Consider the following 14,912-nt stretch of genomic DNA (forward strand, 5'->3'; position numbering starts at 1 on the left):
CAGGTCGTTTAGCTCAGCTGGGAGAGCACCTCCCTTACAAGGAGGGGGTCACTGGTTCGATCCCAGTAACGACCACCAGATTGAAAAAGCCCGCAGCAATGCGGGCTTTTTTTATGGCCGTTCGGCGTCAGGTTCTCAGTCGATCGAGTTGGGTGGCCAGTGCCGTGGCAGCCTGCTCCAGCTGCTCGCTCAGGTGATGGCTGGCGTTGGCTTCCTGCCCCAGGGTGGTGGCGGCGTCGCCGATCCGCATCAGATTCTGGTTGATGGTGTCGCTGACGGCGCTCTGCTGCTCGGCCGCCGTGGCCACCTGGCTGATGTGATCGTGGATCTGCTGGATCTGGGTGACCACCTGATTGAGGGCCTCAAAGGCCTGCTCCGTCCCTTCCACCGTGCTGGCCGAGCGAGTGATGCCGGTACTCATCAACTGCTGGCTGCTGTTGACCTCGGTCTGCAGGCTGCCGATGAGCTGACCTATCTCGTCGGTGGACTCCCGGGTCTTGTTGGCCAGCGCCCGCACTTCGTCTGCTACCACGGCAAAGCCGCGCCCCATGTCGCCGGCCCGCGCCGCCTCGATGGCCGCATTGAGCGCCAGCAGGTTGGTCTGCTCGGCAATGGCTCTGATCACGTCGAGAATGCGGCTGATGTTGGTGCTGCGCTGGGCCACCTGGGCGACGGCCTTGTCGGCGAGGTGCATGTCTTCAACCAGGGTGTGGATCTCGGTGCGGGCCCGGCTCAGGGTCTGCTGGGCCGTGCTGATGTGATGGGTGGCCGTCTCCGATTCCTGGGCTGCCTGCTCGGCATAGCCCGCCACGCTGACCGCCGTGGTGCTCATCTGATGCATGGCACTGACCACGCTCTCCAGCTCCAGGCTCTGCTCGTCCAGACTGCTGCGCATGGTGTCGGCCGTCTGCTTCATGCCCTGGGCCTGCTGGTGTACCTGCTGGCCGATCTGCTTGCTGCCTTGCACCATGCCGCGCAACTTGCCGAGGAAGGCATTGAGGTGGCCGCCCAGCTCGATCAGCTCCTGGTGGGTGTCTATCCTCATCTGCTGGGTCAGGTCCCCCTCGTTGCTGGAGAGGTGGGATACATGGCGACTGATGAGGGAGAGGGGAGCCGTGATGGTCTGGATGAACCAGATGAGCAGCGCCAGCGCCAGCAGGGTGATGACGACGATGGCAATCAGCTGTTGCTGCTGGGTGGCCTGCAGCAAGTCGCCAAGCTGGTTGCTGATGGTGTTGGCCTGGCTGAGTGCCAGCGCCTTGGGCACCTTGAGCATCAGCCACCACTGGGTGTCGGCTGCGTCGATCCTGACCGGTTGTTGCAGGATGAAGTCGGTCTCGGTGTCCTGCTCCTGGCCGGTGGGGGCGGTGAGGCCGGCTTCCGTCAGCGGCCGCCCCAGCTTGTCGGCGTGACGGTTGCTGCCGACGATGAGGCCCATTTTGCTGACCAGAGTGACCTCGGCCTGGTTGTCATACAGGCTCTTGCCGAGGTTCTCGGCCAGTTGCTGGAAGATGGGCAGGTTCATGTCGACGCCGGTGATGCCGACAAACTTGCCGGCTTTCAGAACGGGCACCGTCAGGCTGGTCATCAGCATCTTGTTGCCGGGGCTTATCTCGTAGAGGTAGGGCTCCATCAGACAGGGGCGCAGGGTGTCGCGGCCGCACAGGTACCATTCGCTGTTGCGGATGCCGAACTCGTTGACCGAGGTGTCGTATTTGGCGGCACTGGTGGCGGCATCCACCGGCTGCTGGCTGATCTGGCCGCCCTGGTCGCGAGTGAAATAAATTTCCAGGCTGCCCTTGCCGGCGACGGAGTGGGAGGCGCCGGCTTGCCAGCTGGCATCCTGGCCGTCGTACCCGTCGGGTTCAAACTGGGCATAGATGGAACTGATGCCGCCCGCTTGTTGCAGTCGACTGTGAAGCAGCGTCTCGACCTGGGGGCGGCTCAGCAGCCTGTCCGGCTGCGCCATGCTGCCCTCCAGCTGGGCCGCCATGCCCAGCGGCACCTGATAGGACTGCTGCAGCAGGTCGGCGATCTGCACCGCATAGCGTTCGGCCTGGAACTGCAGGGTACGGGAGACTTCCTGCTCCAGCGCCTGGCGGGTCTGGCTGACGATGTTGCTGCGCAGGGTGTTCAGCGAGGAGGACTGCATCAGGGTCATGGCGAGACCGCTGGCGAGAAACAGCCCCATGGTGAGCAGTAGCAGCTTGGTTTTGAGGGAACGTTGTTTCATTCGACAACTCCTTTGGCAAGAATGACAACGAATTACTTGAGTATATTCGGACACTTGCGCAGCACCGGATTTGTTGATGGGTTTGTGCGCGGCTTCTGGTTATAATTTTTGCCTTTCCAAGCGTTGATGGAACAGTCGCAATGAGCAATGCACTGAACAATGTCCCGCCGGTAGTCGAGATGGACTATCCGTTTCCGGCCAAGCCCCTTCCCCTGAGTTCCGAGCAGAAGACGACCCTGATCGCAGACATCAAGGCACTGCTCAAGGAGCGCAAGGCGGTGCTGGTCGCCCACTACTACACGGATCCCGAGATCCAGGCGCTGGCGGAGGAGACCGGTGGTTTCGTCGGCGACTCCCTCGAGATGGCCCGCTTTGGCCGTGATCACGCCGCACAGACCCTGATCGTCGCCGGGGTGCGCTTCATGGGAGAGACCTCCAAGATCCTGAGCCCCCACAAGCGAGTCCTGATGCCGACGCTGGAGGCCGAGTGCTCGCTTGATCTGGGCTGCCCCATCGAGCAGTTCTCCGCCTTCTGCGACGCCCATCCCGACCATATCGTGGTGGTCTATGCCAATACTTCGGCGGCGGTGAAGGCGCGGGCGGACTGGGTGGTGACCTCCAGCATCGCGCTGGAGATCGTCGAACATCTGGACAGCCAGGGTCACAAGATCATCTGGGGCCCGGACCGTCACCTCGGTGCCTACATCGAGAAGAAGACTGGCGCCGAGATGTTGCGCTGGCAGGGCCACTGCATCGTCCACGACGAGTTCAAGGCCCGCGCCCTGCGTGAGCTGAAGGAGCAGAATCCGGATGCCGCCGTGCTAGTCCACCCGGAGTCCCCTGCCTCGGTGATCGAGCTGGCCGATGCGGTGGGCTCTACCAGCCAGCTGATCAAGGCGGCCAAGGAGCTGCCCCAGCAGAAGCTGATCGTGGCGACTGATCGCGGCATCTTCTACAAGATGCAGCAGGCCTGCCCGGAGAAAGAGATGGTGGAGGCGCCGACCGGTGGCGATGGTGCGACCTGCCGCAGTTGCGCCCACTGCCCCTGGATGGCGATGAACGGCCTGGTGGCCATCAAGGAGGCCCTCACCGATGGCGCCGAGCGTCACGAGATCCTGGTGGACGAGGATCTGCGGGTGAAGGCCTTGATCCCGCTCGACCGCATGCTCAACTTCGCCGCCGAGCTCAGGCTCAAGACCCAGGGCAATGCCTGATCACCAAGACAAAGAGATGCAAAGAGGGCTCCCGCGGGAGCCCTCTTTATTTATCTGAACCTCATCCAGCTCAGATGATCACGGTGGAGAAGCTGTGCTCTTCATCCGGTGCGACGGTCACGCCTGCCTCGCTGGCGATGGCGGCTTCGACGCAGAGCATGGTGCGATAACCATCATCGCTCATGTCGGCCATGGTGCGGGCACCTTCCAGCCAGGGAGTCCAGACCACCACGCTGTCGTGGTTGCCGCTGACCACCCGGGTCTCGCGTTCGCCATCCTGGATGCTGACGTGGGCCGCAGGCTGCCAATAGACCCGATCCAGCGGTCCGTTCAGGGTCAGAGGGCCCTGCTGCTGGCCATTCTGGCCGGTCAGTTTGTCGGCATAGGGCTCGCCAAGGCCGCTGACGCTCACTGACTCCGGTGAACTTATCTGCAGGTAGGTGTGCAGGGCGCCGCTGTAGACGAGCGGCGCTTTGCCGGTGTTGCGGGTGGTCAGTACCAGAGCCAGCTCCTTGCCGACCAGCACGTCCAGCTCCAGCTCGAAGGCATGAGGCCAGAGCTGACGGGTTGCCTCGTTGTCACGCAGGGATAGGTGTACCAACGTTCCGTCTCCGTGATCGGAGACACCGTCCAGCGTCCACAGGCTGGTGCGGGCAAAGCCGTGGGAGGGCTTGCCGCTGCCGACGCGGGCAGGGGCCGGGCCGAACCAGGGCCAGCAGAGGGGAATGCCGCCACGGATGGGTTTGCTGCCATCCAGCACCGCCTTGTCGCTGAGCCAGATGGAGGCGGGTTCGTCGTGACGCTGGTAGCTCAGCACGTGGGCGCCAAACAGGCTGATTTCTGCCTTGGCGTAACCGTTGTTGACGGTCAGCAGGGGTTGGCCAGCCGGGTGGTGGCTGAGGGTACAGTGGGCAGTCAGAGAGCGTGTCGGTTGCATGAGGGCTCCTGTGCTCGCGCACATTCAGAAGAGAGGGTTGGAAAAATCCCGGTCCAGAATACAAAAAGGCGGCCCATGGCCGCCTTTTTCAAGCTACTTGATTGCGTATCCCAAATTACTTGGAGATGTGAGCGATCAGGTCCAGAACTTTGCTGGAGTAGCCCATTTCGTTGTCGTACCAGGATACAACTTTAACGAATTTGTCGTTCAGCTGGATACCAGCTTTGGCGTCGAATACGGAGGTCTGACGCTCACCCAGGAAGTCGGTAGATACAACTTCGTCTTCGGTGTAGCCCAGAACGCCCTTCATGGCGCCTTCGGAAGCAGCTTTCATCGCTTCGCAGATTTCTGCGTAGGTGGCAGCTTTCTTCAGGTTGACGGTCAGGTCAACAACAGACACGTCCGGAGTCGGAACGCGGAAAGCCATACCGGTCAGCAGGCCTTTCAGTTCCGGGATAACCACGCCAACAGCCTTGGCAGCACCGGTAGAGGACGGGATGATGTTCTGAGCCGCACCGCGGCCACCGCGCCAGTCTTTGGCAGACGGACCATCAACGGTCTTCTGGGTAGCAGTGGTAGCGTGAACGGTGGTCATCAGGCCGGACTCGATACCGAAGGTATCGTTCAGAACCTTGGCGATCGGAGCCAGGCAGTTGGTGGTGCAGGAAGCGTTGGAAACGATGTCCTGGCCAGCATAGGTAGCGTCGTTAACGCCCATTACGAACATCGGGGTAGCGTCTTTGGACGGACCGGTCAGAACGACTTTTTTGGCGCCGGCAGCGATGTGCTTGCGAGCGGTCTCGTCGGTCAGGAACAGACCGGTAGCTTCGGCAACAACGTCAACACCGATTTCGCCCCATTTCAGGTTGGCCGGGTCACGCTCAGCGGTAACACGTACGGTTTTGCCGTTGACAACCAGATTGCCGTCTTTGACTTCAACGGTGCCCTTGAAGCGGCCGTGAGTGGAGTCGTACTTCAGCATGTAGGCCATGTAGTCAACGTCGATCAGATCGTTGATACCAACCACTTCGATGTCAGAACGCTCAGCGGCCAGACGGAAGACGAAACGGCCGATGCGGCCAAAACCGTTAATACCTACTTTGATAGTCATAATTGGTTACCTAACTGTTCAGTAGTCAAAGAAAATTCCGTTTGTAAATTTACTAGAACTCCCCCGTGAGTCAACCAACAATCTGTCTGAAATTGCGCTATATCATGAAAAACTGTGAAATTTATTTTCTGTTTATGTAACTGACTACCAGCTTTTGTCGAAATAACTATCTATCTCCTGGCGGTGCGGTTATCAACAATAGTGCCTGCTCGGTCACACAACCAGCCAGGCAGATGTGTAAAAATGTGCGCGGTTTAGCATGGCCCATAGAGCCACTGTTCAAGTACCACCCATAAAAATTAATCAAAATAGTATAGATAGAATCCACAGCGGGAATTCTCAAACTATGACCACCCTGATTGAACAGCTGGCTGCCGCCAAAGGTATCGCCAGCGAGTATGTTGATGCCTGGGGCCACCCGGCTCAGGTATCCGAAGAGAGCAAGGCCGCCATGCTGGGCGCCATGGGTTACCGCGTCGATGACGAGGCCGCCCTGACCGAGCAGCTTGAGCAGGAGCACCGCCAGCACTGGTTGCGTGCACTGGATCCCGTGATGGTGGTCCGCAGCGGCGAGCCCATTACCCTCGAAGTCCGTCTGCCCATCGAATTCGTCAACGACGCCCTCAGCTGGCAGCTCAAGCTGGAGCAGGGCGGCCTGTTGTCCGGTCAGCTCACCCCCATCGACGGCGAGCTGGTCGGCGTGGCCGAATTCGAAGAGATGGAGTGCCAGGCCTATCGCGTGGCTCTGGATGTGCAGCCCGAGCTGGGTTATCACGATCTGATCCTGCTGGAAGAGGGCAATGACGAGCCGCTCGCCAGCATGCGCCTCATCGTCGCGCCCAAGGCGTGCTACAAGCAGCCTCCCATCGCCAATGGCCGCAAGGTGTGGGGTCCGAGTGTGCAGCTCTACTGCCTGCGCAGCCGCCACAACTGGGGCATCGGCGATTTCAGCGATCTGGGCCAGCTGGTCGAGAAGATGGCTACCTGGGGCGCTCACTTCGTCGGTCTCAACCCGATTCATGCCCTCTATCCGGCCAACCCGGAGAGCGCCAGCCCCTACAGCCCCTCATCCCGGCGCTGGCTCAACGTGGCCTACATCGATGTGGAAGCCGTGCCCGAATTTCTGGCCAATGCCAGGCTCAAGGCCGAGGTGGCGAACCCCGCCTTCCAACAGCACCTGAGCGAGCTGCGTGCCAAGGGCAACGTGGATTACACCGGCGTCATCGAGACCAAGCTCGGCATGCTGCGTCAGGTGTTTGACCAGGCCAGCCTGAGCGCCGAGCGCCAGGCCGCCTTCGATGCCTTCGTTGCCGCCGGCGGCGACAGCCTGCAGCAACAGGCCGCCTTCGATGCCCTGCAAGCCCACTTCTACGCCAAAGGCGAGAATGCCTGGGGCTGGCCGGTGTGGCCGGAGCCGTTCCGTGACTACCACAATCCCGAAGTGGCGGCCTGGATGGCCGAGCACCGCCAGGATGTGAATTTCTACCTCTATCTGCAGTTCCTGGCCGACGAGCAGCTGGCCCGGGCCGACGCCCGTGCCAAGGCGGCCGGCATGGTGATGGGGATCTACCGCGATCTGGCGGTGGGCGTCTCCGAAGGCTCCACCGAGATCTGGGCCAACCGGGATCTCTACTGCCCGAAAGCCTCGGTCGGTGCGCCGCCCGATATTCTGGGTCCGCTCGGCCAGAACTGGGGCCTGCCCCCCATGAACCCGAACCAGCTGTTCGAGGCGGCCTACCAGCCGATGGTGGATCTGTTCCGTGCCAACATGCGCTCCTGCGGCGCGCTGCGCATCGACCACGTGATGGCCTTGCTGCGCCTGTGGTGGGTGCCGCCTGGAGAGTCTGCCGCCAAGGGCGCCTACATCTATTACCCGGTCAACGACCTGCTCGGCATCCTGGCCCTCGAGTCCCACCGCAATCAGTGTCTGCTGATCGGCGAGGATCTCGGTACCGTGCCGGAGGGGATCGACGTGACCCTGAAAGAGAACGGCGTCCACTCCTACAAGGTGTTCTTCTTCGAGCGCTCCAAGGCCGATGGCGGCTTCATCTCTCCGGCTCACTACGCCGAGCAGGCGATGTCGGCGCTGACCACCCACGACATGCCGACCCTCAAGGGCTTTTGGCATTGCGACGATCTGGCGCTGGGACGCGAGCTGGGCTTGTATCCGGATGAAGACGTACTCAAGACCCTGTATGCTGATCGCCACCAGGCCAAGCAGCGGATCCTCGACAGCCTGCACGGCCACGGGGTGATCTCCGGCAACATCAGCCACGACGTGAACTGGGTCGGCATGAACACCGAGCTCAACCACGGTCTGCAACTGCACATGTCTCGTGGCAGCTGCGCCCTGTTCAGCACCCAGCTGGAGGATTGGCTGGAGATGGACAAGCCGGTCAACGTGCCGGGCACCAGTTACGAGTACCCGAACTGGCGCCGCAAGCTGTCTACCGATCTGGAGGATATTTTTGCCAATGAGGCGCTCAAGGCGCTGGCAGGCAAGATGAGCCAGGCCCGTGACGAGGCCAGTCGTTGAGCCACTGCCGACAAAACGTGACTCACTTACATCCGCTTCGGCCCAGGCCGGAGCGGATGCTCAGCTATGAAAGGAAATCTCGATGCTCGTTGAACGTTTGGTTGCAGCCCGCTGTTCCGATCCCTTCTCCCACTTAGGCCTGCAGGCCAATCCGGATGGGCCCGGCCTCAAGCTGACCGTCTGGTTACCCGATGCCCAGGCCGTACGGGTCAGGGATCTCAAGTCGGGCAAGATTGTTGCCACCCTGGCGCCCACCGATGATTCGGGCCTCTTTGAAACTGTTTTCACCCGCCGTAAAAATCCCTTCCCCTACCAGTTGCTTGCCGACTACCCAGATGCCACCGTCGAGGTCATCGATCCCTACCAGTTCCAGGATGCGGGCTGGGCCGGGTTGGCGGAACTCACCTACCAGCCGGAAAACCTCTACCACACGCTGGGTGCTCAGCTGCGTACCGTGGAGCATCTGGACCAGCAAGTGGAGGGGGTGCGTTTTGCGGTCTATGCACCGAGCGCCACCGCGGTGAGCCTCATCGGCGATTTCAACTTCTGGGATGGCCGTCGCTACCCGATGCAGCGCAGCCAGTGCGGTCACTGGGTGCTGTTCGTACCGGGCCTCAAGGCCGGGGATCGCTACAAGTTTGAACTCAAAGACCCGGCGGGTAACCGGCTGCCGCACAAGAGCGACCCGGTCGGTTTCTATTGCGAGCAGTACCCCTCGTTCGCCTCCGTGGTCTATGACCACGACCAGTACCAGTGGCAGGATGCCGCCTGGCGCGAGAGCCAGCTCAACGACAAACGCGAGCAGCCGCTCTCCATCTACGAGCTGCACGTGGGCTCCTGGAAGCGTCACCCCAACGGTGACAGCCTGAGCTGGCGCGAACTGGCGGTGGAGCTGGTGGATTACGTCAAGGGGATGGAGTACACCCACATCGAGTTGCTGCCGGTCTCCGAGCACCCGTTCAGCGGCTCCTGGGGCTACCAGCCGGTGGGCATGTTCTCGCCCACCAGCCGCTACGGCACGGCTGATGATTTCAAATACTTCGTGGACCAGTGCCACCAGGCCGGCATTGGCGTCATCCTCGACTGGGTGCCTGCCCATTTCCCGTCCGATGCCCACGGGCTGGCCCGCTTCGACGGCACCCCGCTCTACGAGTACGAGGATCCGCGCCGTGGCTGGCACCCGGACTGGAACTCCTACATCTACGACTTCGGCCGCAATACGGTGCGCCAGTTCCTGGTGGCCAGCGCCCTGTTCTGGCTCGACAAGTTCCACGTCGACGGCCTGCGGGTGGATGCGGTCGCCTCCATGCTCTATCTGGACTATTCGCGCAACGCCGGCGAGTGGGTGCCCAACGTCGATGGCGGCAACCACAACTACGAGGCGATCAGCCTGTTGAAGTGGACCAACGAGGAGGTGTACGGCAAGTACCCCCACGCCATGACCATCGCCGAGGAGTCCACCGCCTTCGCCGGGGTCTCCCGTCCCACCTTCCTGGGCGGCCTGGGTTTTGGCTTCAAGTGGAATATGGGCTGGATGCACGACACCCTCACCTACATGCAGAAAGAGCCCATTCACCGTCGCTACCACCACAACGACATGACCTTCTCCATGGTGTACCACTATGACGAGAACTTCATTCTGTCGCTCTCCCACGACGAGGTGGTGCACGGCAAGCACTCCATGCTCTACAAGATGCCGGGTGACGAGTGGCAGCAGGCGGCCAACCTGCGCGCCTACATGGGCTTCATGTATGCCCACCCCGGCAAGAAGCTCAACTTCATGGGCACCGAGATCGCCCAGAGCAACGAGTGGAATCACGATGCCCAGCTGCCCTGGCACCTGCTGCAGTATCCCAAGCACGGTGGCCAGCAGCGGCTGATCCACGATCTCAACCATCTCTACCGTCATGAGCCTGCCTTGTATCAGGCGGATTATGAGCAAAACGGCTTCCGCTGGCTGGATCACAACGACGCCGACAACAGCATCTTTGCCTGGCTGCGGGCCGACAAGCAGGGGGCCAACCCGCTGGTGGTAGCCTGCAACTTCACGCCGGTGCCGCGGCTTGCCTATCGGCTCGGGGTGCCGGCGGCCGGTCACTACCGGGTGGTGCTCAACACCGACAGCGAGCATTACTGGGGCAGCAACTATGATGTGGGTCTGGTCTTCGTCGCCGAGCCGACCCCGTGGCAGGGGATGGCGCACAGCATAGTGCTGGATCTGCCGCCGCTCGCGACCTTGTTCATCAAACAGGAGTCTTGATGTTCGTAATGGAAAAGGGGCAGGACCATCCGCTGGGGGCCCTGCTCGACGAGACGGGTTGTCACTTCTGCGTCTGGGCACCGCAATCGGACAAGGTGGAGCTCTGCCTGTTCGACGAGCAGGAGCGGGAGCTGGCTCGCCTCGAGCTGCCTGGCCGGCGCGGCCAGAACCGCTTCGGCCATGTGCGCGGCGTCAAGGCCGGTCAGCGCTACGGTTATCGGGTGCACGGCACGCCCCAGGAGGGGATGCTGTTCGACCCGGACAAGCTGTTGATCGACCCCTACGCCAAGGCGCTCAGTCGCCCGACCCACTGGGATGACGCCCTCTATCAAGGGGACAGTGCGGCCATGGTGGCCAAATCCGTGGTGGTGGATGACACCTTCGACTGGCAGGGAGTGGGCAAGCCCGCCATCGAGCCGGCCCGCACCGTCATCTATGAAACCCACGTCAAGGGTTTCACCCGCCAGCATCAGGGGGTGCCGAGCGAGCTGCGTGGCACCTATCTGGGCATCTGCCACCCGCTCATCATCGAGCATCTCAAGTCCATCGGCATCACTTCGGTGCAGTTGATGCCGGTGGCGGCCTTCATGTCCGAGCCCAGGCTCGAGCAGCTGGGGCTGACCAACTACTGGGGCTACAACCCCATCGCCTTCTTCGCTCCCGAGCCGCGCTATGCGGTGCAGGAGGCGGTGACCGAGTTCAAGACCATGGTGCGCGAGCTGCACAAGGCCGGGCTCGAGGTGATCCTGGATGTGGTCTACAACCACACCGCGGAGTCTGGCTTTGATGGCCCCATGCTCTCCTTCAAGGGCTTTGACAACGCCGGTTACTACGCCTTCGAGGCGGGGGCGCACGGCCCCGATTACACTCGCCACGCCAACGTCACCGGCTGCGGCAACAGCGTCAATCTGGATCACCCCAACAGCCTGCGGCTGGTGCTCGACGCCCTGCGCTACTGGGTCACCGAGATGCAGGTGGATGGCTTTCGCTTCGATCTGGCGGTCACCCTGGCGCGGGAGGCGGGCGAGTTCGACCCCATGGGGGCCTTCTTCAAGGCCATGATGGCAGACCCCGTGCTGGCACGGGTCAAGCTCATCGCCGAGCCCTGGGATATCGGCCCGTTCGGCTATCGGCTCGGCCAGTTCCCGAGCCAGTGGCTGGAGATCAACGACCGCTACCGCGACACGGTACGCGCCTTCTGGCGCGGTGATGCTGGCAAGATGGGGGACTTTGCCACCCGGCTGGTCGGCTCACGGGATCTGTTCCCGAAGAACTGGCGATCCCCCCATACCAGCGTCAACTACCTCTGCTATCACGACGGTTTCACCCTGGAGGATCTGGTCTCCTACAACCAGCGCCACAACCAAGCCAACGGCGAGGACAACCGCGATGGCCACGGCAACAACCTCTCCAACAACCACGGGGTGGAAGGGCCGACTCTGGATCCGCGGGTCAACAATCTGCGCCAGCAGCAGAAGCGCAACCTGATCGCCACCCTGCTGTTGTCGCAAGGCACCCCGCACTTCCTCGCCGGCGACGAAATGGGCCGCAGCCAGCTTGGCAACAACAACGCCTACTGTCAGGACAACCAGATCAGCTGGGTCAACTGGCAGTGGCGGCCGGAGGACGAGCGGCTGCTCGCCTTCACCCAGCAGATGCTGGCGCTGCGGGCGGAGTCCACCGTCTTCTCCAACCTGCAGCTGAGCGACGACAGCTGGAACGGCGCCCCCAGCAGCTGCCACCAGGTCAACTGGTATCACCCGGACGGCCATCAGCTCACCGATCAGGACTGGCACGCCCCCATGGGGCAGGCGTTTGCCATGGACATCGGCATGATCGGCTGCGGCGGGGAGCGCTGGTACGTGTTGTTCAACGCCAGCGACTACGACATCCAGTTCCGTCTGCCGCCGCCGGGGGAGGGGCTGGAGTGGATCCAGACCATCGATACCGCCACCAACGACGGGCTGCCGTTCCTGCCTGACGACATCAAGCGGCAGGTGGCGGTGGGCCGGGCCCACTCCCTCAAGCTGCTGGAGCGGGTCGCCCTGAGTGCGGTGGCACTGGCCGAGGAGGGGGTGGTCGCCACCCCGGATGTTGCCGTCGTGTTGCCAAGCGGATCACAGTTCCCGCTGGCGGGGTAGAGCGCGGCGCCCTGACTGGGTATGCTGGGCACCGATATTCACGGCAAGGAGTCAGTATGAGCGGCAACACCCCCAACCCCGAGCAGTGGCGCCGGCAGTTGAGCGCCGAGCAGTATCACGTCTGCTGGGAGAAGGGCACGGAGCGTCCCTACAGCGGCGCCCTGCTCCACAACCGCAAGAGCGGCGACTACCTGTGCGTCTGCTGCAAGCAGGTGCTGTTTCACTCGGATGCCAAGTTTGACTCGGGCTGCGGCTGGCCCTCGTTCGATCGGGCCATCGAGGGGACCGTGACCTACACCGAGGATGGCAGCCACGGCATGAAGCGGGTGGAGATCACCTGCAGCCAGTGCGGCTCCCACCTTGGCCACGTCTTCCCGGACGGACCGACCGAAACCGGTCAGCGCTACTGCGTCAACAGCCTGAGTCTGGATTTCGATCCCGAGCCCTGAGTCTGGCGCCCGGCATCCATGCAAAAACGGCCCCCTGCCTTGGCAGGGGGCCGTTTCTTTGTTGGGCCTATCAGGCCAGCAGCAGGGTGGCTACCACCAGCAGGGTGGCCAGCGCCAGAATGGGCAGCTTGAGTCCCCGCAGCAGATAGAAGCCGACGGCGGCCAACGCCAGATCGGTGGGAGCCAGCACGGCGCTCTGCCAGACCGGCTGATAGAGCGCCGCCAGCAGCAGACCCACCACGGCGGCGTTGATGCCGGCCACGGCGCCGGCGAGGCGGGGGCGGGTCAGCCAGCTCTGCCAGCAGGGGCCCATGGCCCACAGCAGCAAAAAGCCGGGCAGAAACAGCGCCAAGGTGGCCAGCAGGGCGCCGCCCACCGGGCTGGTCGGCAGCAACTGGGCGCCGAGATAGGTCGCCAGGGTAAACATGGGGCCGGGCACCAGCTGAGCCAGGCTGTAGCCGGTCAGGAACTGCTGCTGGTTGAGGCTGTGGCCCACGCTCTCCGCCAGCAGGGGCAGCACCACGTGACCGCCGCCAAACACCAGGCTGCCGGCCCGGTAGAAGTCACCGACCAGCTGGCCGACGGGGCTCCCCAGCAGTGGCAGGCCGACAAACAGCAGGGCAAACAGCAGCAGGGTGGGCCAGTGGGGTTGGCGCACAGGGATGGACTGAGCCGGCGAGGGCTGTGCGCCCGGTGTTTGCGGCGCGCCGACGCGGGCACAGAGCAGGGCGGCGCCCGCCAGCATGACGAGCTGGGTGAGCAGGCCTGGCTGCCACCAGAGGGCGGCCGCGGTGGCGACCATGATCCCCTGATTGCGCGTCGTCTTGCAGAACTGGCGGCTCATGGTGAGCACCGCATCCGCGACCACCACCAGCGCCAGCAGCTTGAGGCCGTGCAGGGCGGCATCGAGCCAGACGTTGTTGCCGAGCTGGCCCAGACCGATGGCGGCGGCCAGCAACAGCAGGAAGGAGGGGAGGGTGAAACCGGCGAAGGCGGCCAGTGCCCCAGCGAGCCCGGCCCGCTGGCGGCCGATGGCAAAGCCGAGCTGGCTGGAGGCGGGGCCCGGCAGCAGCTGGCAGAGGGCCAGCAACTGGGCGAATTCGGCCTGGGTCAGCCAGCCCAGCCGCTCGACGAAGGTGCGCTGGAAGTAGCCGATATGGGCGGCGGGTCCGCCGAAGCTGACACAGCCCAACCATAAAAACTGAATAAACACCTGCCCCACGTCCTCACTCCCTCGTTGTCATCATCGACCCCGATGATATGACAAAGCGGTGACTTTTTTATGACAAATCAGGGGGCTGCTAGCAGGTAGCCGCACCTTGTCAGCCGCAGGTCACTCCATCGGCTGGCCTGGTTGTGGCAGATAGCAACGGCCAGCAAGCCAGCAGGCGATGGCTTATGGGGCCGGCTGGCTTGAGGTCGGCAGGTAGCAACGATTCGCCAGCCTGCAGGCGATGGTCTATGGGGTGGGCTGGTTTGGCGTCGGCAGATAGCAACGACCGGCGAGCCAGCAGGCTATCGATTGGCGACTGGCATCGAAGTGGGGCTCGGGCAGATTGCGCGGATCGCACCAGACCCAGCCTTCGCACTTCTCCGGCTCCAGCAGCTGGGGCTCTCCCTCTACCTCGGCCAGCAGGGTGACCGAGACATAGTGCAGGCCGCTCTCACGCCAGGTCTCTAGGTTGTTGGTGACGGCGATGACGCTGGGGTTGCTGATCTGAAAACCCGTCTCCTCGGCCACTTCCCGGATCGCTGCCGATTCGAACGTCTCTCCCAGCTCCAGATGGCCGCCGGCAATCGACCAGTAGGGGGCGTGGCTGCCCTTGCGTTTGCCAAGCAGCACCTGGCCCTGGCGGTTGGTGAGGATCACGCCGACACCGACGCGGGGATAGGGAGTAGACATAAGAAGAGCTCCTTGCTGAGGGGGGTAATGGGTTGGTCAGGATCACTCTGTCATCGACCGCCGACGTGGGGATAGGGGGTAGACATAAGAAGGGCTCCTTGCTGGGATGACGCGAGACAAGCAGGGAA

At 62.8% G+C, this 14,912-nt stretch carries 10 protein-coding genes and 1 tRNA gene; 6 read left to right on the forward strand and 5 right to left on the reverse strand.

The annotated features are described in order from the left end of the window. Nucleotides 1-2 precede the first annotated feature (2 nt). Nucleotides 3-78: transfer RNA gene (locus PG881_RS02940), tRNA-Val, on the forward strand. A 49-nt stretch (nt 79-127) separates the two neighbouring features. On the opposite strand, the gene PG881_RS02945 is transcribed toward PG881_RS02940, so the two are convergent. Then, nucleotides 128-2,233, reverse strand: a complete 2,106-nt coding sequence (locus PG881_RS02945) for a methyl-accepting chemotaxis protein (protein WP_270797969.1) — start codon at nt 2,231-2,233, stop codon at nt 128-130. A gap of 140 nt (nt 2,234-2,373) precedes the next feature. On the opposite strand from PG881_RS02945, the gene nadA reads away from it, so the two are divergent. Beyond that, nucleotides 2,374-3,447, forward strand: a complete 1,074-nt coding sequence (nadA, locus tag PG881_RS02950) for a quinolinate synthase NadA (protein ID WP_029302198.1) — start codon at nt 2,374-2,376, stop codon at nt 3,445-3,447. 70 nt (nt 3,448-3,517) lie between these two features. Here nadA and PG881_RS02955 read toward each other — a convergent pair whose 3' ends face one another. Both PG881_RS02955 and gap read right to left on the reverse strand, forming a co-directional pair. Beyond that, nucleotides 3,518-4,384: a D-hexose-6-phosphate mutarotase gene (locus PG881_RS02955; protein WP_270797970.1), complete on the reverse strand. Its 867-nt coding sequence runs from the start codon at nt 4,382-4,384 to the stop codon at nt 3,518-3,520. A gap of 115 nt (nt 4,385-4,499) precedes the next feature. Further along, complete coding sequence (gap, locus tag PG881_RS02960) at nt 4,500-5,495, reverse strand: type I glyceraldehyde-3-phosphate dehydrogenase (RefSeq protein WP_011707358.1); 996 nt, start codon at nt 5,493-5,495, stop codon at nt 4,500-4,502. A 346-nt stretch (nt 5,496-5,841) separates the two neighbouring features. Between gap and malQ the strand changes: the two genes are divergently transcribed. The 4 genes from malQ to msrB all read left to right on the forward strand — a co-directional run bounded on the left by malQ (nt 5,842) and on the right by msrB (nt 12,881). Then, nucleotides 5,842-8,031 carry a 4-alpha-glucanotransferase gene (gene malQ, locus PG881_RS02965; RefSeq protein ID WP_270797971.1) on the forward strand — a complete coding sequence of 730 codons (2,190 nt, stop codon included), beginning with the start codon at nt 5,842-5,844 and terminating at the stop codon, nt 8,029-8,031. An 82-nt stretch (nt 8,032-8,113) separates the two neighbouring features. Beyond that, complete coding sequence (gene glgB / locus PG881_RS02970; RefSeq protein ID WP_270797972.1) at nt 8,114-10,291, forward strand: 1,4-alpha-glucan branching protein GlgB; 2,178 nt, start codon at nt 8,114-8,116, stop codon at nt 10,289-10,291. Then, nucleotides 10,291-12,432, forward strand: coding sequence for a glycogen debranching protein GlgX (gene glgX, locus PG881_RS02975; protein WP_270797973.1), 2,142 nt, complete (start codon nt 10,291-10,293; stop codon nt 12,430-12,432). The genes glgB and glgX overlap by 1 nt, the downstream gene beginning before the upstream one ends. 56 nt (nt 12,433-12,488) lie before the next feature. Next, the gene (gene msrB, locus PG881_RS02980) at nt 12,489-12,881 is read left to right on the forward strand and encodes a peptide-methionine (R)-S-oxide reductase MsrB (protein WP_017411114.1); all 393 of its coding nucleotides are present in this window, start codon (nt 12,489-12,491) and stop codon (nt 12,879-12,881) included. Nucleotides 12,882-12,951: 70 nt separating this feature from the next. Here the strand turns inward: msrB and chrA are convergent, their stop codons facing one another. Next, nucleotides 12,952-14,103 carry a chromate efflux transporter gene (chrA, locus tag PG881_RS02985; RefSeq protein ID WP_270797974.1) on the reverse strand — a complete coding sequence of 384 codons (1,152 nt, stop codon included), beginning with the start codon at nt 14,101-14,103 and terminating at the stop codon, nt 12,952-12,954. A 237-nt stretch (nt 14,104-14,340) separates the two neighbouring features. Beyond that, nucleotides 14,341-14,784, reverse strand: a complete 444-nt coding sequence (locus PG881_RS02990; protein ID WP_017411112.1) for a nucleotide triphosphate diphosphatase NUDT15 — start codon at nt 14,782-14,784, stop codon at nt 14,341-14,343. Between the last annotated feature and the right edge of the window lie 128 nt (nt 14,785-14,912).

Source organism: Aeromonas sp. QDB54 (genome assembly GCF_027707385.1).
GTDB lineage: Bacteria > Pseudomonadota > Gammaproteobacteria > Enterobacterales > Aeromonadaceae > Aeromonas > Aeromonas hydrophila.

What these genes read in the sequence shown, in the direction of transcription:
- PG881_RS02945 (WP_270797969.1), bottom strand. Translation starts at nt 2,233, where the DNA reads ATGAAACAACGTTCCCTCAAAACCAAGCTGCTACTGCTCACCATGGGG.
- nadA (WP_029302198.1), top strand. Translation starts at nt 2,374, where the DNA reads ATGAGCAATGCACTGAACAATGTCCCGCCGGTAGTCGAGATGGACTAT.
- PG881_RS02955 (WP_270797970.1), bottom strand. Translation starts at nt 4,384, where the DNA reads ATGCAACCGACACGCTCTCTGACTGCCCACTGTACCCTCAGCCACCAC.
- gap (WP_011707358.1), bottom strand. Translation starts at nt 5,495, where the DNA reads ATGACTATCAAAGTAGGTATTAACGGTTTTGGCCGCATCGGCCGTTTC.
- malQ (WP_270797971.1), top strand. Translation starts at nt 5,842, where the DNA reads ATGACCACCCTGATTGAACAGCTGGCTGCCGCCAAAGGTATCGCCAGC.
- glgB (WP_270797972.1), top strand. Translation starts at nt 8,114, where the DNA reads ATGCTCGTTGAACGTTTGGTTGCAGCCCGCTGTTCCGATCCCTTCTCC.
- glgX (WP_270797973.1), top strand. Translation starts at nt 10,291, where the DNA reads ATGTTCGTAATGGAAAAGGGGCAGGACCATCCGCTGGGGGCCCTGCTC.
- msrB (WP_017411114.1), top strand. Translation starts at nt 12,489, where the DNA reads ATGAGCGGCAACACCCCCAACCCCGAGCAGTGGCGCCGGCAGTTGAGC.
- PG881_RS02990 (WP_017411112.1), bottom strand. Translation starts at nt 14,784, where the DNA reads ATGTCTACTCCCTATCCCCGCGTCGGTGTCGGCGTGATCCTCACCAAC.